At 40.4% G+C, this 22,549-nt stretch carries 20 protein-coding genes; 9 read left to right on the forward strand and 11 right to left on the reverse strand.

Annotated elements, in window-relative coordinates; genetic code table 11:
* Positions 1–376: 376 nt before the first annotated feature.
* Positions 377–1,312, forward strand: coding sequence for a helix-turn-helix domain-containing protein (locus AWW72_RS13390; protein WP_062847655.1), 936 nt, complete (start codon positions 377–379; stop codon positions 1,310–1,312).
* A gap of 77 nt (positions 1,313–1,389) precedes the next feature.
* Here AWW72_RS13390 and AWW72_RS13395 read toward each other — a convergent pair whose 3' ends face one another.
* The 9 genes from AWW72_RS13395 to AWW72_RS13435 all read right to left on the reverse strand — a co-directional run bounded on the left by AWW72_RS13395 (position 1,390) and on the right by AWW72_RS13435 (position 11,818).
* Complete coding sequence (locus AWW72_RS13395) at positions 1,390–2,730, reverse strand: aspartate aminotransferase family protein (protein WP_062847656.1); 1,341 nt, start codon at positions 2,728–2,730, stop codon at positions 1,390–1,392.
* A gap of 822 nt (positions 2,731–3,552) precedes the next feature.
* Positions 3,553–5,391 carry a glutamine--fructose-6-phosphate transaminase (isomerizing) gene (gene glmS / locus AWW72_RS13400; protein ID WP_062847657.1) on the reverse strand — a complete coding sequence of 613 codons (1,839 nt, stop codon included), beginning with the start codon at positions 5,389–5,391 and terminating at the stop codon, positions 3,553–3,555.
* 12 nt (positions 5,392–5,403) lie between these two features.
* The gene (gene glmU, locus AWW72_RS13405; RefSeq protein WP_062847658.1) at positions 5,404–6,768 is read right to left on the reverse strand and encodes a bifunctional UDP-N-acetylglucosamine diphosphorylase/glucosamine-1-phosphate N-acetyltransferase GlmU; all 1,365 of its coding nucleotides are present in this window, start codon (positions 6,766–6,768) and stop codon (positions 5,404–5,406) included.
* Positions 6,769–6,788: 20 nt separating this feature from the next.
* Entirely contained in the window at positions 6,789–7,310 is a 522-nt protein-coding gene (locus AWW72_RS13410) for a phosphatidylglycerophosphatase A family protein (RefSeq protein WP_062847659.1), read from the reverse strand.
* On the reverse strand, positions 7,288–8,205 hold the full coding sequence (gene thiL, locus AWW72_RS13415) for a thiamine-phosphate kinase (protein WP_062847660.1): 918 nt from the start codon (positions 8,203–8,205) through the stop codon (positions 7,288–7,290). Before thiL ends, AWW72_RS13410 begins: the two co-directional genes overlap by 23 nt.
* Positions 8,206–8,220: 15 nt before the next feature.
* Entirely contained in the window at positions 8,221–8,670 is a 450-nt protein-coding gene (gene nusB / locus AWW72_RS13420; protein ID WP_004657014.1) for a transcription antitermination factor NusB, read from the reverse strand.
* Positions 8,671–8,673: 3 nt separating this feature from the next.
* Positions 8,674–9,144, reverse strand: coding sequence for a 6,7-dimethyl-8-ribityllumazine synthase (gene ribH / locus AWW72_RS13425; RefSeq protein ID WP_004659764.1), 471 nt, complete (start codon positions 9,142–9,144; stop codon positions 8,674–8,676).
* Positions 9,145–9,155: 11 nt separating this feature from the next.
* Positions 9,156–10,277, reverse strand: coding sequence for a bifunctional 3,4-dihydroxy-2-butanone-4-phosphate synthase/GTP cyclohydrolase II (gene ribBA, locus AWW72_RS13430; RefSeq protein WP_004776357.1), 1,122 nt, complete (start codon positions 10,275–10,277; stop codon positions 9,156–9,158).
* Between the two features lie 248 nt (positions 10,278–10,525).
* Entirely contained in the window at positions 10,526–11,818 is a 1,293-nt protein-coding gene (locus AWW72_RS13435; RefSeq protein WP_171254728.1) for a hypothetical protein, read from the reverse strand.
* A 68-nt stretch (positions 11,819–11,886) separates the two neighbouring features.
* Here AWW72_RS13435 and serB point away from each other — a divergent pair, with 68 nt between their 5' ends.
* From serB to AWW72_RS13450, 3 genes are all read left to right on the forward strand, one after another.
* Positions 11,887–13,107 (forward strand): phosphoserine phosphatase SerB, encoded by a 1,221-nt coding sequence (gene serB / locus AWW72_RS13440; RefSeq protein ID WP_047429908.1) that lies wholly within the window; start codon positions 11,887–11,889, stop codon positions 13,105–13,107.
* A gap of 406 nt (positions 13,108–13,513) precedes the next feature.
* Positions 13,514–13,849, forward strand: a complete 336-nt coding sequence (gene aciT, locus AWW72_RS13445) for a ciprofloxacin tolerance protein AciT (RefSeq protein ID WP_004776351.1) — start codon at positions 13,514–13,516, stop codon at positions 13,847–13,849.
* A gap of 148 nt (positions 13,850–13,997) precedes the next feature.
* Positions 13,998–14,477: a hypothetical protein gene (locus AWW72_RS13450; protein ID WP_004776350.1), complete on the forward strand. Its 480-nt coding sequence runs from the start codon at positions 13,998–14,000 to the stop codon at positions 14,475–14,477.
* 49 nt (positions 14,478–14,526) lie between these two features.
* Here AWW72_RS13450 and dtd read toward each other — a convergent pair whose 3' ends face one another.
* Entirely contained in the window at positions 14,527–14,967 is a 441-nt protein-coding gene (gene dtd / locus AWW72_RS13455; protein ID WP_004776348.1) for a D-aminoacyl-tRNA deacylase, read from the reverse strand.
* A 196-nt stretch (positions 14,968–15,163) separates the two neighbouring features.
* On the opposite strand from dtd, the gene AWW72_RS13460 reads away from it, so the two are divergent.
* The 5 genes from AWW72_RS13460 (at position 15,164) to asd (ending at position 20,721) form a co-directional block, all read left to right on the forward strand.
* Positions 15,164–16,687: a catalase gene (locus tag AWW72_RS13460; RefSeq protein ID WP_062847662.1), complete on the forward strand. Its 1,524-nt coding sequence runs from the start codon at positions 15,164–15,166 to the stop codon at positions 16,685–16,687.
* A 127-nt stretch (positions 16,688–16,814) separates the two neighbouring features.
* On the forward strand, positions 16,815–17,300 hold the full coding sequence (locus AWW72_RS13465; RefSeq protein WP_062847663.1) for an ankyrin repeat domain-containing protein: 486 nt from the start codon (positions 16,815–16,817) through the stop codon (positions 17,298–17,300).
* A gap of 140 nt (positions 17,301–17,440) precedes the next feature.
* Positions 17,441–18,658, forward strand: coding sequence for a nicotinate phosphoribosyltransferase (gene pncB, locus AWW72_RS13470; protein WP_062847664.1), 1,218 nt, complete (start codon positions 17,441–17,443; stop codon positions 18,656–18,658).
* 366 nt (positions 18,659–19,024) lie between these two features.
* Positions 19,025–19,873 carry a sulfurtransferase gene (locus tag AWW72_RS13475; protein ID WP_062847665.1) on the forward strand — a complete coding sequence of 283 codons (849 nt, stop codon included), beginning with the start codon at positions 19,025–19,027 and terminating at the stop codon, positions 19,871–19,873.
* Positions 19,870–20,721 (forward strand): archaetidylserine decarboxylase, encoded by an 852-nt coding sequence (gene asd, locus AWW72_RS13480; protein WP_062847666.1) that lies wholly within the window; start codon positions 19,870–19,872, stop codon positions 20,719–20,721. Before AWW72_RS13475 ends, asd begins: the two co-directional genes overlap by 4 nt.
* Positions 20,722–20,778: 57 nt before the next feature.
* Here the strand turns inward: asd and AWW72_RS13485 are convergent.
* On the reverse strand, positions 20,779–22,549 hold a 1,771-nt coding region (locus tag AWW72_RS13485), incomplete at its 5' end, for an AIPR family protein (protein ID WP_212815495.1).

Below are 22,549 nucleotides of genomic sequence, written 5' to 3' on the forward strand. Positions count from 1 at the left end.
ATTTATAGCAATACAATTTATTTATTACATCAAAAATTATTTTAAATACAAATCTTTAGCATAACTATTTTTTATTAATTAGACAAAAGAAACTTAAATTATACAATAATGATGAAATATAGATTTTGAACGAATTTTGTGCATGTGTTAAATTTTAACCAAGAGATGAAAGCTTTAATTATATAAAATTAATATTAGATAAAACATTTCTATTTCTTGTGCAAATATATGATTTTTATAATTTCATCTCTTTTTTATATAAATTTAAAAATTTCTTTTGGATGAAAGGAACAGGGCAAGGTAGAGAATAAGAGTTTATTTCATTGGGGCGGTATTTTTTTGCTATCAAGGACTATTTGCAAAAAAGGAAATTGCAATGAAAGAAAATTTGGAATTTGGATATGTATCTCATAATGGTCATATAGATCCTTATTATCATACAAAATTGATAGAAGATTGGGAGTTTTCTTATCACCAAGTATCTTCTGGAAAGTTCATTGGTAATCTAAGTAAGATCTGGCTTGGTGATATAGAAATTTATGAGGAAAAGCTATCAACTGCAGTATTTCAAGAAGGATGCTGTCAGCAAGGGGTTTTATGTATAGGTATATTTCGAAATTTTCATTCTCCAGCGATTTGTCTAGGACATACAGTAGAAAATTCAGATATTATTAGTATTAGACCCAATCAAGAGATTTTGCTAAAAACACCTGAAGAATCAAAGTTCTATGCGTTGCAAATACCACTGCAATCATTGGTCGGTGATGATATTGAACAATTAGAAGACATGATGAGTTTAAGCAGAAATGCTGAACTAAATAATAAAATTTATAATAAAATTAGGTGTTTATTTAACGCATTTGAAAATATTTTTTTAAATGAGGTAGCTAAAAAAGATATTATTTCAGATTTTACTGATATTGGTTCTGAATATATAAATTCCATTAGGAATGACAAGCTCGAACATAAGAAAGCTAAGAATAAAGCAGAACGGGTCATTAAAGAAATTCTATATTATTTACAAAGTAATAGCGATCTGCCAATTACAGTTGAAGACTTTTGTAAGGTTACCAATACATCTAGAAGAACCTTGCAAAATTATTTTGAAATTATTATAGGGTGTAGCCCATCTTTATTTCTAAAATACTGGAAGCTAAATTGTGCAAGAAAAATGCTATTAGCCAATGAAGAAAAAATGACGGTTAGTCAGGTTGCCTCATATTGGGGATTTTGGCATTTTTCTCAATTTGCACAAGATTATAAAGGATTATTTGGAGAATTACCCTCAACAACATTAGAGCTTTCGAGATGATTTGGGCTATAAATAACAACATCCATTATTTTATCAAATAAGATAATCATGGATGTCTATTATTTTATAACTTGGCTTTATTCATGCATTTTTTGGATAATTTCTTTAGTGGTTTCGATATATCCACTGATATCTTCATCGGTCATGGGTAATGTAAGACCAATTTGTCCACGATGCACAGGAAAGTAGCCTTGCGTTGCCATTTCCAATGCATAAGTATTCATAGAATCTTCATCAATTTTATGCCAATAGTCACGATGAGTTTTGATTTCTTGGCCAATTTCTTTGGTAAATGCATACCCTAGCATTGAAAATGCACCATAAACAATAAAAGGATAATTAGATGCTTTCGCCCAGTGATTGAGTTCATCCTTGATTCTTTTTGCCATACGATTCAAACGTTCGTAAGCTTCATCATTCATGACTCGTAAACAAGCGCTACCGGCTGCACATGAAAGTGGATGTCCATGATGTGTGCCTGAAATAAGTATTTGATTTTCTTCTAGAACACGGAAGATTTCGCGACGACCACCTACAGCACCGATAGGAAGCCCACCTCCAATCATTTTACCCATTACAGTAAGATCTGGATGGACTTGATAGATACTCTGTAGTCCTCCTTTAGCTGCACGTAAGGTCATGGTTTCATCAATGATTAAAAGGATGCCAAGCTCCTGAGTAAGCTTTCGAATACGAGCAACAAATTCCTTATCAAGCTCAACGACTCCTCCTGCGCCTGACTGCAATTCCATAATGACACAAGCTACATCATCTGCATGATTACGAAGAATACTTTCGCATGCTTGATAATCATTTTGTACTAATACAATGACATTATCGCTTTTGTAGGTTGGGATCCCTGCTGAATCTGGTAATGGCTTTGGATGGAAGTCTGGGCCCGGAAAACTAGCTGGTGTTGGATGTGCAGAAATTGCTAAATCGTCACAGAATCCATGATAACCTCCTTCGAATTTGGCTATTTTATTTTTTCCTGTGTATCCTCGGGCAATACGGATCGCACTCAAACATGCCTCGCTAGCGGAACAGAAAAATTTAACCTTCTCAATAGAATCAATTCGTTGGCATAGGAGTTGGGCGAGCTCTAACTCGTAATTTACAGGATTACCAAATGAGAATCCCTTTTTCAGGACTTCCTGAATAGCTTTGAGAATTTCAGGATGATTGTGACCAGTGACATTGGTCGAAAAGTTATTATTCAGATCGAGTAGTTTTTTACCTTCAATTGTATAAACATATTGGCCTTCACCTCGCTCAGCGAAAATTGCATGCGGGCCATAGGCAAAGGTTCTACGACTAAAACCACCTGGGATTTGATCATTCCCTTTAGATGTTTCTTCCTTGGAAAGATTAAAAGTTTCAGAGAATTTTCTTAAAGATTCAGCGTAATCAAGTTTCATATTTTAATCCTGATATTAAAAGGAAAATTGTTATTTTTTAAATAACTATAGATTTAGATTCGCTAAAATAGATAATACAGAGGTTGGGCTGTTCACGATGAGTGAAGAGCTGTTCAGAAAATTAGGCACGACTGGGCTAAAAAGCCGGTTACTTTTGTGGCTTAATTTTTTGTATCAAGACCATCCCTATCTATAGTGCGTCTAAGAGGAAATAAAATTTATTTCCCTATCGATTTGTGTTTAAAAAAGCCATAAGGTTCTCCATTTCCTATTCGTAGGCTTTGTTAGTGTTAGATTTTCATAAGTACGGGTTGAGCTAAATATGCTTTTAGAGTTATCTAATTAGCTGATTTATATGTAATTAAATCAATTTAAAGCTTTAGCTTATCTATTAAAGTATTTATAACGAAGTGTAAAAATTCTGACTATCAATATCTGGAAAATTTGAAGTTTTAATGTTGACGAATGTAATAAAAAATATCTAAGGCAAAGATGATTTATGAGAGGGATAGATTTTATTCTTCCCTGTATTGTTCTCACTAGAGATACTGAGAGCACACATAGATTGGATTTTAGCCATATTCATCTTTTGGCAAAGATTGTTTTAGCGTGTTATAGATCGCTGAATTAATTGGTATATTCTACGTTTTATGAAATTAAAAATTTGAATCTTATCAATGATTTATTTTGGATTATTTGATGATCTTTATCTTAACTTGATTACGCTATTCTGTGATTCAGTTATAAAAAAGCCCAGCATACTTTTTATTTAATATGTCTGGGCTATTTTTGATTATTAACTGTGTAGAGTTAATAATTTTATTATTCTACCGTTACACTCTTAGCGAGGTTACGTGGCTGGTCGACATCAGTACCGCGTAAAACAGCAACATGGTAAGACAATAATTGTACTGGTACGCTGTAAACGATTGGCGCTAACCATTCATTGACTGCTGGAATATGTACGACGTGTTGACGGTCTTTACCGTGAATACCACTGTTCTCATCCGCGAAAACAAATAACTCACCACCACGTGCTTGTACTTCTTCCATGTTCGATTTGAGTTTATCGAGCATTTCATCATGCGGTGCCAAAATCACCACAGGCATTTCGTTGTCAACTAAAGCAAGAGGGCCATGCTTTAATTCACCTGCGGCATAACCTTCAGCATGAATATATGAAATTTCTTTCAGTTTCAATGCACCTTCAAGTGCGATTGGGAAATGTGTACCACGACCCAAGAACAGGCAGTGATTCTTTTCCACGAACAGCGCAGACAAGCGAAGAATTTCAGTATCACCTTGTAAGGTATCTAAAATGACTTTCGGGCAGTGCCATAAAGCAGTAGTGATTTCATTCAGTTGCGCATCAGAAAGGCGTTGTTTCACTTGACCAATTTTCAGAATTAACAACATCAATGCCGCAAGCTGAGTGGTAAAGGCTTTGGTTGATGCCACACCAATTTCAGGGCCTGCCAGCGTTAGTAAATGGTGATCTGTTTCACGCACCATTGATGAAGTTGCGACGTTACAAATCGTCATGGTAGTGATGTCAATGTTGTTGGCTTTGGCACGTTTTTGAATTTCACGTAACGCAGCTAAGGTATCCGCAGTTTCACCTGATTGAGAAATACAGATATACAGCGTATTGGCAACGATAACAGGTGTGCGATAGCGGAATTCACTTGCGATTTCAACCTGACAAGGCACGCCAATCAATTGCTCGAACCAGTATTTGGCAATCATGCCCGCATGGTAGCTGGTACCACAGGCAATAATTTGAATTTGCTGGATTTTACTGAAATCGGCATCGGCATGATTTAAGAAATCTTCGCGTAAGCTATTGCCATTCAATGCTTGAGAAATGGTTTGCTGAATCGCTTCAGGTTGCTCATAAATTTCTTTGAGCATGAAGTGCTTATATTCGCCTTTAGAAGCATTACTAACCGTTGCATCTAATTCTTTTACTGGACGTTCAACCGCTTCACCATTTGCAAAAACTTCAATGCTATTACGGGTTAAGCGTGCAATATCGCCTTCTTCTAAATAAACAAAGCGATTGGTCACAGGCAACAAAGCCAACTGGTCTGAACTGATAAAGTTCTCACCAATACCCACACCAATTACTAGTGGAGAGCCTTCACGCACGGTAATCAGCTCATCCGGATGTGCGGTATGCACAATACCCAGTGCATACGCACCTTTCAGGCGAGGTGTAATTTTTTGTACCGCTTCCAGCAGACTATCAGTTTGTTTTAGTGCTTCACTAACGAGATGCGCAACAACTTCTGTATCTGTTTGAGAGGTAAAGACATAACCTAAAGCTTGTAATTCATCTTTAAGTTCTTGGTAGTTCTCAATAATACCGTTATGTACAACGGCTACATTGCCAGAAACGTGTGGATGCGCATTGTTTTCAGTCGGTTTACCGTGTGTTGCCCAACGTGTGTGTGCAATACCCACATTACCTGTTAAATGCTGTTCTGCTACGGCTTCAGCTAGATTAGCCACTTTACCTACGCGACGTTCACGCAGGATTTGCTGTTTATTGAGCAAGGCTAAACCTGCAGAGTCATAGCCACGATATTCCAGACGTTTTAGACCTTCGATCAGAATCTCGGTTACACAACGTTCAGCAACGCCACCAACAATACCACACATAATTTTATCCTCTTATTTTTTCAGTTTTTGGGGACGTTGATAATCCGCTTTTTCAAACTGCTTTGCTCGTTCCACAGCCAAACTACGCTCAGCCACATCTCGTGTTAAGGTAGATCCCGCACCTGTGGTCGCACCCTGACCGATTTTGATTGGTGCAACCAATGAGTTATTGGTTCCAATAAATACATTGTCTTCAATAATGGTCCGGTGTTTGTTGGCGCCATCATAGTTACAGGTAATCGTACCTGCGCCAATGTTACAGCCTGCACCGATATCCGCATCACCTAGATAAGTGAAGTGGTTGGCTTTAGAACCAAGACCAATATTTGAATTCTTTACTTCAACAAAGTTGCCGATATGCACGTCATTGGCAAGATTAGCGCCTGGGCGTAAACGCGCGAATGGCCCAATCTGGGTATTTTCCCCAACTACCGCGTTTTCAAAAATACTATAGGCTTGAACCTTGGTCCCTGCCGCAATACGGGTATTCTTTAAGATACAGCCAGCGCCGAGCTGGACGTTATCGCCAAGTTCGCAGTCACCTTCAATGATGACATTGACATCAATTTGTACATCTTGACCGCACTTGAGATTGCCGCGCAAATCAAAACGATTTGGGTCAATCAGATGAACGCCTTGTTGCATCAATTCTTTGGCTTGCTGTTGCTGGAATTGGCGCTCTAAGGTCGCCAGTTGTAGACGGTCATTGACGCCTTCAACCTCGAATTCTAGCTCAGGCTGAATAGACGCAATTTCTAAGCCATCTTCAACTGCCATTGCCACAATATCAGTCAGGTAATATTCACCCTGAACGTTATTGTTAGAGAGCTTTGGTAACCATTGATGCAGTTTGGCATTGCTGACGCAGTAAATACCTGTATTAATTTCCTGAATCTGGCGCTGTTCTTCATTGGCATCTTTATGTTCAACAATGGCTTGAATTTTGCCAGCTTGACGAACGATACGACCATAACCTGTTGGATTTTCAACATTCAGGGTGATCATGCCGATACCAGATTGACTCGAAGCTTCTAATAATTGTTCAAGCGTACTTTGACGAACGAGTGGCACATCACCATAGAGAATTAAGGAAATACCATCTTGCGGTAGTACTGGTAAAGTCATTTGAACCGCATGACCGGTGCCTAACTGTTCAGCCTGCTCGACCCATTTAATTTGCTCGGCAGCAAAGCTTTGTTTAACCAACTCACCGCCATGCCCATAAATGGTAATAATATTTTGCGCATTCAGTTTTTTTGCCGTCTGGATTACATGACCCAGCAGTGGACGACCTGCCAATGGTTGTAATACTTTTGGTAGTTGTGAACGCATTCGCGTTCCTTTCCCTGCTGCAAGAATAATAACAGTTGTTGACATAACTAACTCTAATTTATGGCTTAAGTCAAAATATAAAAATGAATAATAAGAATACAGAGTGCTGCCCAAAGTCCCGCAATGATATCGTCGAGCATGATTCCGAAGCCGCCAGAAACTTTCTGATCTGCCCAGCTGATCGGGAATGGTTTCCAGACATCAAATATACGGAATAATACGAATCCAACAATGACCCATAACCAGTTCACTTGTTGCAAATAAAGCAAAGGGAGCAGGCTAATGGATTGTCCTGCAAACTCGTCCCAAACAATACGTCCATCGTCGTGGACATTGATCACTTTTGCTGTATGGCCACAGATATAAATGCCAATCAATGACATTAAAATGACCACAGCGATGCTGGCAGACAGACCGAGATATACCCATAGTGGCGTAAACAGGAGTGCAAAGGCCGAACCAAATGTACCCGGTGCTTTAGGTGCTAAACCAGAACCGAAACCGACACCGCAAAAAACGATGAAACGGTCAAACCAAGACATTTGGTTAAAGTGAATGGGAGGTTTATGCAAAGTGTTGGTATCCATGAACATGTAACGGGCATGCTTCGCCCATATACTCAAATAACAATCCAGTTTGTTGGGTAATTTCGCCAATTATTGTAATCGGAACATCTAATTGTTGTCGCGACAGTTCCTTAAAGTTTTGCGGTGATATTGTAAAGCATAATTCGTAATCATCACCGCCTGCAAGTGCATAATGCCAAGCCTGTTGCAGATCGAGTTGTTTTAGTGATGGATCTAACGGAAGTTGATCAAGCTGTAATTTTGCACCGACATTGGATGCTTTCAGAATATGACCCAGATCCTGAGCCAAGCCATCTGACACATCAATCATGCTGGATGCCAGACCTTTCAGCTGTTGGCCGAGTTGACAGCGTGGCGTTGGGTAGTCCAGACGTTGTTGTAGGACATGACCAAGATGCTGCAATCCAAAGGCTGCGTCTCCAACTTGCCCACTGACACAAATATAGTCACCAACCTGAGCGCCTGCACGTGTGATGGCTTGGCCTTGTTCAATCCAGCCTAAGGCTGTCACACTGATGGTGAGTTGAGTACTTTGAGTGGTATCGCCACCGATCAAGCTCACACCAAATTGATCGCAGCAATCGAAAAGCCCCTGACTAAATCCAGCCAGCCAGTCGTGATCAACGGTCGGTAAGCTCAGTGCCAGTAAAATACTGTGGGGTTTTGCACCCATTGCAGCCAGATCAGATAAATTGACAGCGACACTTTTCCAGCCAATAGCATGGGGAGCCGTATCTAGGGGAAAATGTCGACCAGCAACCAGTGTATCTGCACAGATCACCAATTGTTGTGAAGGAGGGGGGGTGACAATGGCTGAGTCATCACCGATGCCTAAACTTACATCTGCATTGGATGTACGCTTAAAGTAGCGCTCAATAATGGAAAACTCAGCCATACAACATCAAGCCTATTATTTTGCTTGTTGTTTTTCAGCTTCACGAAGTTTTGATGAAAGACGGTCTAATACACCATTGATGTATTTATGGCTGTCTGCACCACCAAAGTGTTTCGCTAACTCAATTGCTTCATCAAGTACAACACGATACGGAACTTCGAGGTGATCTCGTAGTTCATAAGCGCCTAAACGCAAAGTTGCAAGCTCTACACCATCAAGGGCATTTAGCTCACGGTCAAGTACCGGGATGAGTAACTCATCTAAGGCTTCATGTTGAGCAACCACTTGAGTGAGCAATTCATGGTAATAGTTAAGGTCAACTTTGTGCATCGCATTTTCAACACGCGTACGTGCTTCAATTTCATGTACAGGGTTATGACTCATTTGCCATTCATAAATCCCTTGTACAGCAAAACGACGTGCTTTGCGTTTCGCTGCATAAGCGGCCTGAAGTGTTTGCGACATGCTTTAAATTGCCTTTAATAAGTTAACCATTTCGATTGCAGTCAATGCAGCTTCGCTACCTTTGTTTCCTGCTTTCGTACCAGAACGTTCAATTGCTTGTTCAATGCTGTCTGTCGTCAAGACACCATTGATCACTGGCATTGTGCTTTCAAGTGCAACCACACCTAAACCTTTTGCACATTCGCCTGCAACAAAATCAAAATGTGGTGTGCTACCACGAATCACTGCACCTAATGCAATGATGGCATCAAATTTATTTGAAGCCGCTAATTTTTTCGCAACGATCGGCAGTTCCCATGCACCTGGCGCATGAATAACCGTAATCGCATCTTCTGAAACGCCATGACGTTTTAAAGTGTCGATTGCGCCTTCAAGTAAATGTTCAACCACGAAGCTGTTGAAACGACCCACTAAGATCGCATAACGACCTTCGCTTGCGAGATGTAATAAACCTTCAATACGGCGAATTGCCATAGCAACCTCGATTATTTTGCTGTGATTTGATCGGCAGTGATGTATTCCACTACCTCTAAATTAAATCCTGATAGGGCATTGAAACGAAGTGGAGAACTCAACAACTTCATTTTCTCAACACCCAAGTCACGTAAAATCTGTGCACCAACACCAATGGTCTGATATTGGTGAGAAAGCGCGGCATTTGATTTCAGCGGTTTTGGCTGATTCAAACTATTTAAAGCTGGGCCTAAATCTTCTAAATGATTCTGACCAATCCAGACCAGTACACCACGATCACTTGCAGCAATGGTTTTCATTGCAAGATCAAGATTCCATGCGGGTGAGCCATCTGCTTTATTCAGCTTTAACAAGTCACGAATTGGACTGAAACCATGTACACGAACTGTCGTAACACCCTGTTTCGGTTCACCTTTGACCAAGGCAACATGAATATCAGGGTTACCAATTTCACGGTATTTATACAGTTCAAAAGTACCATATTCAGTTTCAATGGTCTCTTGAGACAAACGTTCAACGGTTTGCTCATTGGTCATGCGGTAATGAATCAGATCCGCAATAGTCCCAATTTTTAAGCCATGCTTTTCTGCAAAGACTTCCAGATCAGGGCGACGCGCCATAGTACCGTCATCATTGATGATTTCACAGATCACTGATGCAGGTTCAAGACCAGCCAAACGGGTTAAATCACAACCAGCTTCGGTATGACCCGCGCGGTGTAATACACCACCTGGTTGTGCCATCAATGGAAAAATATGCCCTGGCTGTACGATATCGCTTGGCTTGGCATGTGCAGCAACCGCAGTACGAATGGTATGTGCACGTTCAGCTGCCGAAATACCTGTGCTAATGCCTTCTGCTGCTTCAATCGATAACGTGAAGTTGGTCGCGTGCTGTGCGCCGTTCTGATCAACCATTAATGGCAGGTTGAGCTGCTTACAACGCTCACGGCTTAAAGTCAGGCAGACCAAACCACGTGCATGGGTAATCATGAAGTTAATATCTTCAGGGCGAACATGCGTTGCAGCGATGACTAAGTCACCTTCATTCTCACGATCTTCATCATCCATCAGGATGACCATTTTGCCTGCACGAATATCTGCGACAAGCTCTTCAACACGACTCAGCGGCATTCGCTTTCACCTTTGATGTTGCCTTTTAAGGCTCTAGTATTCGATAAATCTGGCATAGTTTACCGCATTTTAAAAAATTTCGCCTGTGCTTCTTGATCAATTCAAATATGTCATCTGCAAAAGCAGATATTGGCCAGATCTGGAGCTGCTGTTGTGAACTTTCTAGGCTCATTTTGTGAGGCGTTTGAGCTGGAAAAAATAAGGCTTTGTCGTGAAACAAAGCCTTATTTTAAGATCTAGCGCTTGAATCAGGATTCAGTGGCTGCTTTCGCTTTTTTGCCCATCAAGATTTCAGTACGCAGTGTCTGTGCCACAGTTGCGCAGGCTTCATTCATGCCATTAATCATGAACGCATGGCGAGTCATGATATTGCTTGGATTCGGCATCGCCACCAATTCATAATTATTTTGAATGGTCTTAAGCTGATCATGATTGAGGTGTAATGCCGCTTCTTTGGCATGTAGATGTTGAGTCAAGCGTTTTGCTGCTTCAACCGCATCCAGTTGCATGGCATCCACCGCGCCAGCAACCGCACCACGAGTTTGCAAGGCAAAACGTTTATCTTCACGGTAACGTTTATACAATACATCAGACAACAGCTGGAACACAGCACCGACCATCATCAGGCATTCTAGCGCTTGTGGCTGTTCCGTGTTGGTGGTCAAAGTTGCACCTTCGCTATCAAATTCTTGGGTGACATGAATCTTGGCGGCATCAATTTCATAATGCTTGGCACAGAGGTCGATACTTTTATCCAAGAATAACTGGCAAAGTTTAAAATATGGCACCGAAACAGACTGATTGACACTATTCAGAAGTTGCTTCGGATCATAGAACTGAATGTTCAAAGCCAATGCCTGATCATCCAGTTGAACCGCTTCTGCTGGACGCTTCTCGATGCGCGCCTTGCTTTGCGCTTTGGCCTGTTGTTGAGCCTGAGCAACCAGTGTCACCGTATTTTGCTTTTCGAGCGCCAATGCCTGAGTTAAACGTTGAATTTCATGCTTAAGATGATTTTCTTGGTTAATACGAGCCAGATATTCACTACGTGTTGGACGGGCAATGGCACGATACGCCAGCCAGATCAAGCCGTGAATAAATAAGGAAACTAAAATCGCTAACCATTGGGTACGTAAGATTTCACCGATACTTGGCTGGATGAGGGTAATTTCAACCGTTCCAACTTTCTTCTCATTTTGCAATGCATCACGAACAAACACTTCGCCTTGGCGAGTTTTCGACATCCCACTGGTGGCAAGGACTTGCTTATTGGCATCTAGGATACGAATCGAAGCAACACTTGGATTGGTGGCATAACGATTCGCCACCAGAGCCAATGAAACGGTGTTGGCAGGTTCCAGCTCGGAAAGCGTATCTGCCACTAACTGACTTGTCATCAGTTGACCTTGGCTGGCGCGGTTTTCATTGAGTTGATGTGTCGTTGCAATCACCAATAAAAAGGTATGCAATGCAAAACTTACGATCAGTAGGCTAGCAAATAGCCCTTGGCGAGGCGCATTCAAGTTAAACTTCCAAGGCAAATAGATTTAGGTTCGGTTATGTTATGATTCTTACATACAATAGTTGTCGCTCAACCACGAGTCAATTCATGCGAGAAATCATTCTTATATCCTTTCTAGGACCAGATCAACCGAATCAGTTTACTCGATTAATGCAGGTACTATCCGTACATTCTTTGCAAATACTTGATGTAGGTCAGGCCGTTATCCACAATCAACTCACCCTTGGGATCGTTGTTGCATCGGATAATGAGACTGCTACTGCATTGGCAATGAAAGAGATTCTGATTTTAGCACATGATATTGGCCTAACAGTGCGATTTAAACCAATCTCCAACGCAGAATATGATCAATGGGTGAGTGAAGGTGGCCGAACGCGCTATATCGTGACGGCACTTGCCCCAGAACTCACGGCTGCGCATTTGCAAGCGGTCACAAAAATTGTGTCGAGTCAGGGTTTTAATATCGAAACCGTCACGCGCTTATCTGGCCGTTTAGAACTGGATACTGAGAGTCCTTTCCCGCGTCGGGCCTGTGTCCAATTTGGATTGAGTGGGCAGATGTTAGATGCACAAGCCATGCGTGCAGCCTGCCTGAGCTTGTCAGGTGAATTGAATATTGATGTCGCAGTACAAGAAGACAATGCGTATCGCCGCAATCGCCGTCTGGTGTGCTTCGATATGGATTCAACCCTCATCGAGCAAGAAGTAATTGATGAGTTGGCCTTAGAAGCTGGCGTTGGTGAACAGGTGGCTGAAATTACAGAGCGCGCTATGCTCGGGGAGCTGGATTTCCAGCAAAGTTTCCGTGCCCGTGTCGCTTTATTAAAAGGTCTGGATGCGTCAGTTTTACCTAAAATTGCAGAACGTTTGACCGTGACTGAAGGGGCAGAGCGTCTGATTTCGACACTGAAAGCGCTAGGCTATAAGACCGCAATTCTATCAGGTGGTTTCCAGTACTTTGCTGAATATCTGCAAGCAAAACTGGGAATTGATGAGGTGCATGCCAATATTCTCGATGTTGAAAATGGCATCGTGACAGGTGAAGTGAAAGGTGCAATTGTCGATGGTGCACGTAAAGCTGAGCTACTGCGTCAATTGGCTGAGAAAATGGGAATTTCCTTAGAACAGGCGATGGCGGTTGGGGATGGTGCTAACGATTTGCCAATGCTCTCGATTGCGGGTCTTGGTGTCGCATTCCGTGCCAAGCCTTTGGTTCGCCAAAATGCCAATCAAGCAATTTCTAGTGTGGGTTTAGATGGTGTTTTGTACTTGTTAGGTATGCATGATAAAGACCTGAATCGCGCTTAACACAGAGATTTTTGGGTTCAAATAAGGCCGCTTTTGAAGCGGCTTTATTCATTTTTAAGTCGTCACGATTCCGTCATATTTATGTCTAAATGTATAGAAAAACAACGATAAAAAATTTCTGAAAAAAGTTTTTTTAAGGTCTAAAACATCGATAGTTTTTTGTAATGACACGCCGCAATTGATGCTATATGGAGATTCGGGACTTTTGTAATTTTAAAAAATGTAATTACAAAAGCATATTGCGACAGCTTATGTCGTAAGGTTAATTTCAGGCTCTTTTTTTCTAAAAAAAACACTCCATAATGCATAAAGACGTTAATGCAACACCAAGTACTGTTTGAGATTACAGAACAATATAGAGGTCTGGACACAATTGCAGACCATCCTTTTTAAGACGGAGGTTTCTATGGAAGCAGCGAATTTCACCATGTTGGTTGGATTTGGCTTAATCGCTGTCGCAATTATTGCTGTTTTCTTTTCTCCTTATCGTCGTTGGTTAGGTTTTATGTTGGCAGGTATGCTCTGCTGGGGACTGTTAGAAGTGGTACGCTTTGGTGCGCAAACCATATTCGAGATGTCAGTCGCCTATAGCTATCTCACCGCATTGAGCTTCGCGATGATTACGGTTACATTTATTTTGTTACGTGAAGATAAACAAGCACAAAAACAACTGGCAAATCGTCAGTATATTGAACATACACCTGTTTATAAGGATGATCAGCAACAATGTTCTAGCAGATAAATTATAATAATTTTAACAACATCAAAGGCATGCTCAGCATGCCTTTTTTGCACTAACTTTCTGCAACAAAGCTTTTTCCGACTTTTCTACAATTGTGCTAGGATACAGTTGTCTTAATTTTCATCATAATACTGTAGGCATAAATGTCATGAAGCTTTCTTCTTTACCTGTGGTTAAGTTACCTATCGTTGATGTAAGCACTGATCCACTTGATCTATTAGTGGCAGGTTTGGCGTTACGTATGAAGCAATTGGCACGCACTAGCCCGAAGTTTATTGAATTGGTTCATGACCGTGAGTTCCGTATTCAGATTGGTACGGATTTAGGTTTTGCGCGTCAAATTATTGTGAACCGCGGCAAAATTGATACAGTGGCAGGTAACCCAGAACAAGCTGATTTTATTTTGCAATTTGCTTCAAGTGAGCAAGGCGTAAAAACCTTACTAAAAGGCGATCCAACTGCATTTATGACAGGGATGCAGGATGGCAGCATTAAAATGGAAGGGGACTTTAGCTTATTGGTGTGGTTTAACCAAGCTGCAAAACTGATTCCACCTAAAGTGCCAAAACCAGTAAAAGAAAAAATCCGTCAGGCACGTGCATTTATTAAAGAAAAAACAGGCAAATAAAAATGTCATAAAAAAACTCCCAAATCGGGAGTTTTTTTATGCACTCGAATTATTCAATGTCCAGATTAAAGGTCACTGGCCCATCATTAATTAAATGAACTTTCATGTCTGCTGCAAAAATTCCTGTTTGCACATTATTGAATTGTTGGCGGGCATATTCCACTAGCTGTTCATAAAGTGCTTTGGCTTCGGCTGGCGGCATCGCTGGACCAAAGTCTGGGCGTAAGCCTTTTTGCGTTTGTGCCATCAAGGTAAATTGAGAGACCAATAAGATCCCACCATTTGCTTGGCTGACATTCCAGCCCATTTTGCCTTGTTCATCATCAAAAATTCGGTATTTCAGAATTTTATCAATCAGCTTCTGGCCTTTCTCTAAAGTATCTTCTTTACCCAGACCTAAAAATACCAGTAAGCCGTGTTGAATCTCACCTGTAGTCTCGCCCTCAACCACCACTTTCGCTTCGAGGACGCGTTGAATTAGTGCGCGCATAAGAATTAAAGATTAAATGTTCAGTCAGTGGCGCAGTCTAGCAGATTTAGTGACCCTACAGCGGGGTGTAAAATAGTGCTCCTAACGCTTGATCTTATTTTTCGATTTATTTTATTAAAATTATCTTTTTTATCTATTGTTAAAATCTTTGTATAGTCCCCGTGCAGGAAAGGTATTTGATTTTGGATTTAACAGTATGTTTAAACGAACGTTTTTATTCACAATAATGGCAGCAACGTTAGGCACCGCGTATGCAGCTCCTTTAACAAAAGACAATGGTGCGCCTGTCGGTGACAACCAGAACTCAACCACAGCTGGCGCAAATGGTGCAACCTTGTTGCAAGATGTGCAGCTTATTCAAAAATTACAGCGTTTTGGCCGTGAGCGTATCCCTGAGCGTGTGGTACACGCACGTGGTACAGGCGTATACGGTGATTTTGTCGCAACAAAAGATTTGTCTGATTTAACCGTCGCTTCTATGTTTAAAGCAGGTACGACTACACCTGTATTTGTTCGTTTTTCTACGGTGATTCATCCGAAAGGTTCACCAGAAACTGCACGTGATCCACATGGCTTTGCTGTGAAGTTTTATACCCAGCAAGGGAACTGGGATCTCGTCGGGAATAACTTGCCCGTATTCTTTATCCGTGATGCGATCAAGTTTCCTGACTTTGTACATGCGATGAAGCCTGACCCTGTGACCAATGTTCAGGATCCTAACCGCATTTTTGATTTCTTAAAAAGCCAGCCGTGGTCGATCAATATGTTGACCTATGTCTATTCAAACTTGGGCACACCTGAAAGCTACCGTACATTGGATGGCTTTGGCGTGCATGCATTCAAGTTATACAACAACAAGGGTGAATATAAGTACGTCAAATTTAACTGGCGTTCTAAGCAAGGGGTAAAAGGTCTGAATCTGGATCAGGTACGCGAAGTACAGGGCCGTGACTGGAGCCACTTGACCAATGATATGTATAAAAATGTCTATGCTGGAAACTATCCGAAATGGGACTTATACATTCAGGTACTTGATCCAAAAGACTTAGATAAATTTGATTTCAATCCACTAGATGCAACCAAAATCTGGCCGAATGAGCTGGTACCTGAAATGAAAGTCGGGACCTTGACGCTGAATCGTATGCCGAAGAATTTCTTCCAGGAAACAGAACAGTCAGCATTTGCGCCTGGCAATTTAATTCCGGGTATTGAGCCATCGGAAGACCGTTTATTACAAGGTCGTATTTTCTCTTATTCAGATACACAGTTGTATCGTTTAGGTGCCAATCACCAGCAAATTCCAGTGAACCGTCCGCGTGTGGCGGTGAACAACAATAATCAGGAAGGCTTCATGAATATGGGACAAACGGAGTCTCATGTGAATTATGAACCAAGTACGATTGAGCCGAAGCCATCAACTGAGATCGCACGTGCGGTTGCAACACCGTTGCAAGGTACTGTTATGCAACAGGCGATTCAGAAACAGCAGCCATTTAAACAGGCTGGTGATGTATATCGCAGTTATTCAGCATTGGAAAAGAATGACCTGATTCGTAACCTTGCGGCTGATTTAGGCCAAGTTAAAGATGTAGAAACCAAAACCATTATGGTCTCTTACTTCTATAAGGCCGATGCCGATTACGGAACGCGTTTGGCCAAGGCTGTGGGCGTAAATCTTAAAAATGTACAGAATAAAGCAGGTCAGTTGAAAGACGAATAAATGCTTTGTTGATGTGGTAACAGGTGCCTGAATGTTACCCCCAGAAAGTCCTGTAACCTCAATAGCCTTTCCTGCACCTAGGGCGAGTGTTACAGGCACTCCTTATTCAGATTTTTGAGGAATGCTCATGATCCATTTACGTTCGATCTTGTTTGCTGCGTGTTTGCTTTGCAGCAGTGTGGGGACTTCTGTCTATGCCGCAGTACCATCTTCACAGGACAATGGTTCAGCAGAAGTCATTGAGCTGTTTTTCTCGGCGGCTAAAGTGGGAAATATTGAAGTCCTGCAAGAGTTTTTAAAGCATGGTTTTCCGATTGATATTCAGGATCAATCTGGTTATAGCGCTTTAATGATGGCGAGTTACTACGGTCAGAAAGATGCCGTCAAACTGTTGCTGCAACAAGGTGCCAATCGTTGTCTCCGAGACAAGCGCGGGCATACCGCACTGATGGGTGCAATCGTGAAAGCCGAGTGGAGTATTGCCAAGCAGTTGCGTCAGGTGGATTGTGATGTCAATGCTACCAAAACAGGTCAACTCACGGCAGAACAATTTGCGCTACAATTTGGACAGCAGCAACGTTTAAAAGAAATCCAGCCATTACAAGAAAAATAGTATCTGGTTTAGCTAACATATTGAATTTAAAAAGCTACCAATGGTTTATTTTCGTGAAAAATCATCCATTGCAATCGACAGACTCATTTCTGTGCAAAAGTGTGCTTTAATGCTTGAACGAGAATAGATCCTAGTCAGTCATGTCTACACCAATTATTCAATCTTTACTTGATACCGACTTATATAAATTCACCATGTTGCAGGTGGTGTTACATCAGTTTCCACAAACGCATAGTGTGTACCTATTCCGTTGTCGAAATCTCGAAGATACGGTTTATCCGCTCGTTGAAATTCTGGATGACTTGAATCAGCAGCTCGACTGGCTATGTGAATTGCGTTTTGCTGAAGATGAGCTGCAATATCTCCGCTCGTTACGCTTTATTAAAAGTGATTTTGTTGATTATCTGGAACTCTTCCAGTTAAAACGTCGTTTTATTCAGGCCAGCATTGATGAGGCGGGTCGTCTCGATATTCGTATTGAAGGGCCAATGGTTCAGGCCATGATGTTTGAGATCTTTGTCCTAGCAATCGTCAATGAATTGTATTTCCGCCGTATCCGTAGTGATGAGGTTCTGGCAGAAGGCGAACGTCGTTTACAGCAAAAACTGGTGCAACTGCAACATTATGCACAAGAACAACAAGAGAATGAACCTCCATTTTTAGTGTCTGATTTTGGGACACGCCGTCGCTATAGCTTTGAATGGCAAAAACATGTAGTGCAAGCATTTCATACTGCGGCACCAAAGGTATTTCGTGGTACCAGTAATGTGCTGTTGGCGAAACAGTTGGGAATTAGCCCGATTGGAACCATGGCACATGAATTCTTGCAAGCTTTTCAGGCCCTTGATGTACGTTTGCGTAACTTCCAGAAGGCTGCTTTAGAAGCTTGGGTACAAGAATATCGGGGTGACCTCGGGATTGCCTTGACTGACGTGGTCGGCATGGATGCATTCTTACGCGATTTTGATTTGTATTTTGCCAAGCTGTTTGATGGTTTACGTCATGACAGTGGTGACCCGTATGAGTGGGGTGATAAGGCGGCTGAGCATTATCGTAAACTCAAGATTGATACCAAAACCAAGATGTTGACCTTTAGTGATGGGCTAAATCTGGAAAAAGCATGGTTATTGCATCAATATTTTAAAGACCGTTTTCAGGTGAGCTTTGGTATCGGCACCAATTTGACCAATGATATGGGGCAGAAGCCTTTGAATATTGTGTTGAAGCTGGTGGAGTGTAATCGTCAGTCGGTGGCGAAGATTTCGGATAGTCCAGGAAAAACGATGACTGATAATGATACGTTCTTGGCGTATTTGCGTCAGGTGTTTGAGATTGAGGAAACAAGCGAGACTCTATAACTTTAATTCGATACGCGTAAACGTCATCCACAACCTGCGTGATATAAGTAAGAAGTCTTTTTTGCGATACAGTTAAATAGATGAAAGAAGTGAACAGGTTTTGTGGATGACAATGGTTTTGCCTACTTTTGTCGAAACAAAAGTAGGTCGAGCCTGAACAAAGTTGAAATATATTTCAACTGAAGTGCAAGACGTAGTGGCTTATCCCGAAATAGGATGAGAGCTCCGTAAGACTCTGTAATAAAATTCGATGATTTAATTTCCCTATATCTCCTTTTCTGCTAAATGAATGCAAAAAATCAGACAAAGATAAAAAGTCGGCTATGCTAAAATTACGCATAAGGCGGATGACAAAACAGCATAACAATGACTGATGTAGATTTTAAACTTGATTTACTGATTGAACCTGAACAACTCGTGCCCTATTTAGGACACGAACGAATTCGTATTGTCGATTTAAGCCGGGCATCGGTTTATGAACAACTGCATATTCCCCATGCGATTCATTTACAACCGAAATATCTGGTTGCACAACAAGAACAAGCCAATGGCGTGTTACCTGATTTAGAAGGATTACAAGCCTTAATTGAGAAGCTAAATATTTCACCGCAACATCATGTGGTGGTGTATGACGATGAAGGTGGTGCTTGGGCTGGGCGATTAATCTGGAATTTACATTGTCTGGGTTTTCATCATACTAGTCTGATTAATGGCGGGATTCATGGCTGGTTGGGTGCGGGATTGCCGACGACGGCTGAAGTTGATCCAGTGAAATCTGTTACGGATCTGTTGCAGATTGATTTAGACACCGTTCAGCAATATCGGGTCGAATATCAGGAATTGTTAAAGCAAGTCGAAGAACAGAATATTCAACTGTGGGACTGCCGCAGTAATGATGAATATACAGGTCTACGTTTAGCTGCGCGACGCGGCGGTCACATCCCAAATGCGTTACATTTTGAGTGGAGTACTGCCCTTAATCGTGAAAATCATCTAAAATTACACCCGCTTGAACGCACACAACAACGTTTAGAACAATTAGGCTTTAATTTACAACAACCTGTGGTGGTGTACTGTCAGTCTCACCATCGTTCGGGCTTGGCGTATATTCTGGCAAGATTGCTGAACTGGCAAGTTAAAGCCTATGATGGTGCGTGGAGCGAATGGGGCAATCGCCTCGATAGTCCTATTATTTCAGGAGAGTCACCGTTGTGAGTTTTGCAGCAGATTTAAAAAAACAATTATTTATCAAAGCACAAAATCTTGTGCCGCAACATCAACTCAGCCGTGTGATTGGCAAAGTTGCCGCAAGTGAAAATCTTTTGGTAAAAACTGCTGTTATTCAGGCATTTAAAGCAAAATACGGGATTGATATGAGTATTGCTGAACAAAGCAATGCACAACACTATAAATCTTTTAATGAATTTTTTACCCGTGCACTCAAAGAAGGTATACGCGGTATTGATGAACAAGCGGATAGTATTGTTTGTCCTGCCGATGGTGCAATATCACAGCTTGGTAAAATTGAAGCAGGTGATATTTTTCAGGCCAAAGGTCAAAGTTTTTCAGTGGAAAAATTGATTGGTGATCCGCAGTTGGCGAAGCCTTTCCATGAAGGGCAATTCGCTACGGTTTATTTGTCACCTAAAGATTATCACCGTGTGCATATGCCTTTGGCGGGCACATTGACCGAAACTTTATATATCCCAGGTGAATTATTCTCGGTCAATCAAGTGACTGCTGAGAATGTACCGGGCTTGTTTGCGCGTAATGAGCGTATGGTCTGCTTATTCGATACCGAACTTGGTCGTATGGCAGTGGTTCTAGTGGGTGCAATGATTGTTGCTGGAATTGAAACCGTTGCGACAGGTAAGGTCAAACCGACAGGCCGTGTCGAGTTACAGCATCATCAAATGCCATTGGATAAAGGCGCGGAATTAGGTCGTTTCTATCTTGGCTCAACTGCTGTGATTTTATTTGAGAAAGATAAAATGATTTGGGAAGAGCAGTTTAAAGCCAACTCGACAGTGGTGATGGGGCAGCGTTTAGGTCATTCGGTTTAATTGAGTTGTAATTTTTAAAAAGCCCCTTAAAATCTAATAAGGGGCTTTTAAAATTAATTATGTTAAAGAGAAATTAGCTGAACAAGATGTGTCTTTCAAATTATTACAATAATCTATTAATATTTTAGTTTTAGAAACTAATTTTACATCTTGCTTATCACTTTTAATAAATCCAGATCGATCAACTATTTCTATACATCTATTAAAGGCTATTATGCATTTTTCAGGATCATTTAAAATTTTAAAAAGGGTTTCACAGTAGTCTTCAATTTTCTTGCTATTTAAATTAGGAAGCTCATAAGGTTCATTTAATATTCTAAATAACATTAAAAAATGAAATTTAACTTTTTTATAAGAGGGATCAATCTGTCCACGTTTAAATAGATAATCTAGTTTATAATAAGCATATGCACTTAAGTAATAAGGAAAGTATTTATGGTCATCATGGAATACTTTAATTTTACCATCATTCAAACGTCTTACAATTAAACCAAAAAAACTTGTAACATTATGTGGCTCATCTAAGAACATCGCGACAAAAGACTTAATTTGATATGGAACAGTAATAATTTTTGATTTTAAAACGCTGGTATCTGAATTGTATTGTTTTGCTCTTCTTTCATAATAAAGCCTAAAGTCACCTTCATAAGAGTTATAATAATCTTCTAAACGTCGCTGAAATTGTGTTAATGAAGCTAATTGTTCCTTCTTAATTGGCGTTTGATTGTTAGTTGCTAATGTGATTTGTATTTTTATATCATCATCCGTAGTTGCAATTAATTTTATTGGTACATTAACCTTCTGTATATTTTCTTTTCCTCGACTATTATATAAAACATTACTTGTTTGACATCCATTCACAATTTGGTAATCTGAAATAGTAAATTGATTTCCTGTTAAAGCAATATTATTGGCAACGATAGTCACACCATTATTTAATACACTAAAAATTTCAGAACCTTCACTAATAATAGTATTAGCAATACCACTATTTACATCATTATTTTCTCCTTGGAAGTCTCTTACATTATCTTCAAAAACATTCAAGAGGTTTTGTTCTTCATCTGAAACAATTTTTAAAAATTCGTTATAGGGTAATAAACCAATATAAGCTTCTGTTACTCCTTTGATATCAGGAATAGTAATTCTATTCGAAAATTGGAAAGTTGTACTTATACTTTCTTTAGACTTTCTATATAGTTTTGAAATTTCCTGCGCCCCTAAGGAATAAAAATTAATTTTATTAAATAAATTTGTACTACTAAGTGATTCTAAACTATAGTTAATTCTAGACTGTAGATTGTCATCTTCTTTCCAACTTCCTGTTGTTACATAATATATTTTAACATTAGGATTTCTTCTAAACTTAGCTGCTTGATCAAAAATTAAATTAGAAACTAAAGCTAACTTCGTAATTATCTCGTTTCTAGGTAATCGATTTTCCTCAGAAAAGAAGTCCTCTACCCCAAATAAAAATGTTCCTATTTCAGAGGCATTAAAATTAGATGATGTTTTTGATTGTGTAAAAATGTAGTCAACTTCTAAATTATTACCAACATTAGATAAAAAATCTTCTGCCTCATCAGGATCACTTAAAATTTGCCCGTTTACCACTATGGCAACTCCATCAAGGCCAGTATCCTGACCTCCACCAGTTGAAAGCTCATCAAGAGAAAAGGTTTTATTATATTCATGTGATATGATTGAGTAATTTACGAAATTTTCAAAATCTCTTGCCTCACCTTGTGTCTCTAAATTCCAGTTTTTAAGAAGTTCTTCTATTAAACTTTTTGTTATACGATCCATGGGCCCTCTAAAACAATTTGTA

Source organism: Acinetobacter sp. NRRL B-65365 (assembly GCF_001605865.1).
Lineage (GTDB): Bacteria > Pseudomonadota > Gammaproteobacteria > Pseudomonadales > Moraxellaceae > Acinetobacter > Acinetobacter vivianii.

Bases quoted from the DNA above. Each gene is read 5' to 3' on its own strand.
- ribH (WP_004659764.1), bottom strand. From the start codon at position 9,144: ATGGCAATTCGCCGTATTGAAGGTTTATTACATCTCGCAAGCGAAGGT.
- pncB (WP_062847664.1), top strand. From the start codon at position 17,441: ATGTCTACACCAATTATTCAATCTTTACTTGATACCGACTTATATAAA.
- AWW72_RS13390 (WP_062847655.1), top strand. From the start codon at position 377: ATGAAAGAAAATTTGGAATTTGGATATGTATCTCATAATGGTCATATA.
- nusB (WP_004657014.1), bottom strand. From the start codon at position 8,670: ATGTCGCAAACACTTCAGGCCGCTTATGCAGCGAAACGCAAAGCACGT.
- thiL (WP_062847660.1), bottom strand. From the start codon at position 8,205: ATGGCTGAGTTTTCCATTATTGAGCGCTACTTTAAGCGTACATCCAAT.
- serB (WP_047429908.1), top strand. From the start codon at position 11,887: ATGCGAGAAATCATTCTTATATCCTTTCTAGGACCAGATCAACCGAAT.
- AWW72_RS13460 (WP_062847662.1), top strand. From the start codon at position 15,164: ATGTTTAAACGAACGTTTTTATTCACAATAATGGCAGCAACGTTAGGC.
- glmU (WP_062847658.1), bottom strand. From the start codon at position 6,768: ATGTCAACAACTGTTATTATTCTTGCAGCAGGGAAAGGAACGCGAATG.
- AWW72_RS13475 (WP_062847665.1), top strand. From the start codon at position 19,025: ATGACTGATGTAGATTTTAAACTTGATTTACTGATTGAACCTGAACAA.
- AWW72_RS13450 (WP_004776350.1), top strand. From the start codon at position 13,998: ATGAAGCTTTCTTCTTTACCTGTGGTTAAGTTACCTATCGTTGATGTA.
- AWW72_RS13410 (WP_062847659.1), bottom strand. From the start codon at position 7,310: ATGGATACCAACACTTTGCATAAACCTCCCATTCACTTTAACCAAATG.
- dtd (WP_004776348.1), bottom strand. From the start codon at position 14,967: ATGCGCGCACTAATTCAACGCGTCCTCGAAGCGAAAGTGGTGGTTGAG.
- aciT (WP_004776351.1), top strand. From the start codon at position 13,514: ATGGAAGCAGCGAATTTCACCATGTTGGTTGGATTTGGCTTAATCGCT.
- glmS (WP_062847657.1), bottom strand. From the start codon at position 5,391: ATGTGTGGTATTGTTGGTGGCGTTGCTGAACGTTGTGTAACCGAGATT.
- ribBA (WP_004776357.1), bottom strand. From the start codon at position 10,277: ATGCCGCTGAGTCGTGTTGAAGAGCTTGTCGCAGATATTCGTGCAGGC.
- AWW72_RS13395 (WP_062847656.1), bottom strand. From the start codon at position 2,730: ATGAAACTTGATTACGCTGAATCTTTAAGAAAATTCTCTGAAACTTTT.
- AWW72_RS13465 (WP_062847663.1), top strand. From the start codon at position 16,815: ATGATCCATTTACGTTCGATCTTGTTTGCTGCGTGTTTGCTTTGCAGC.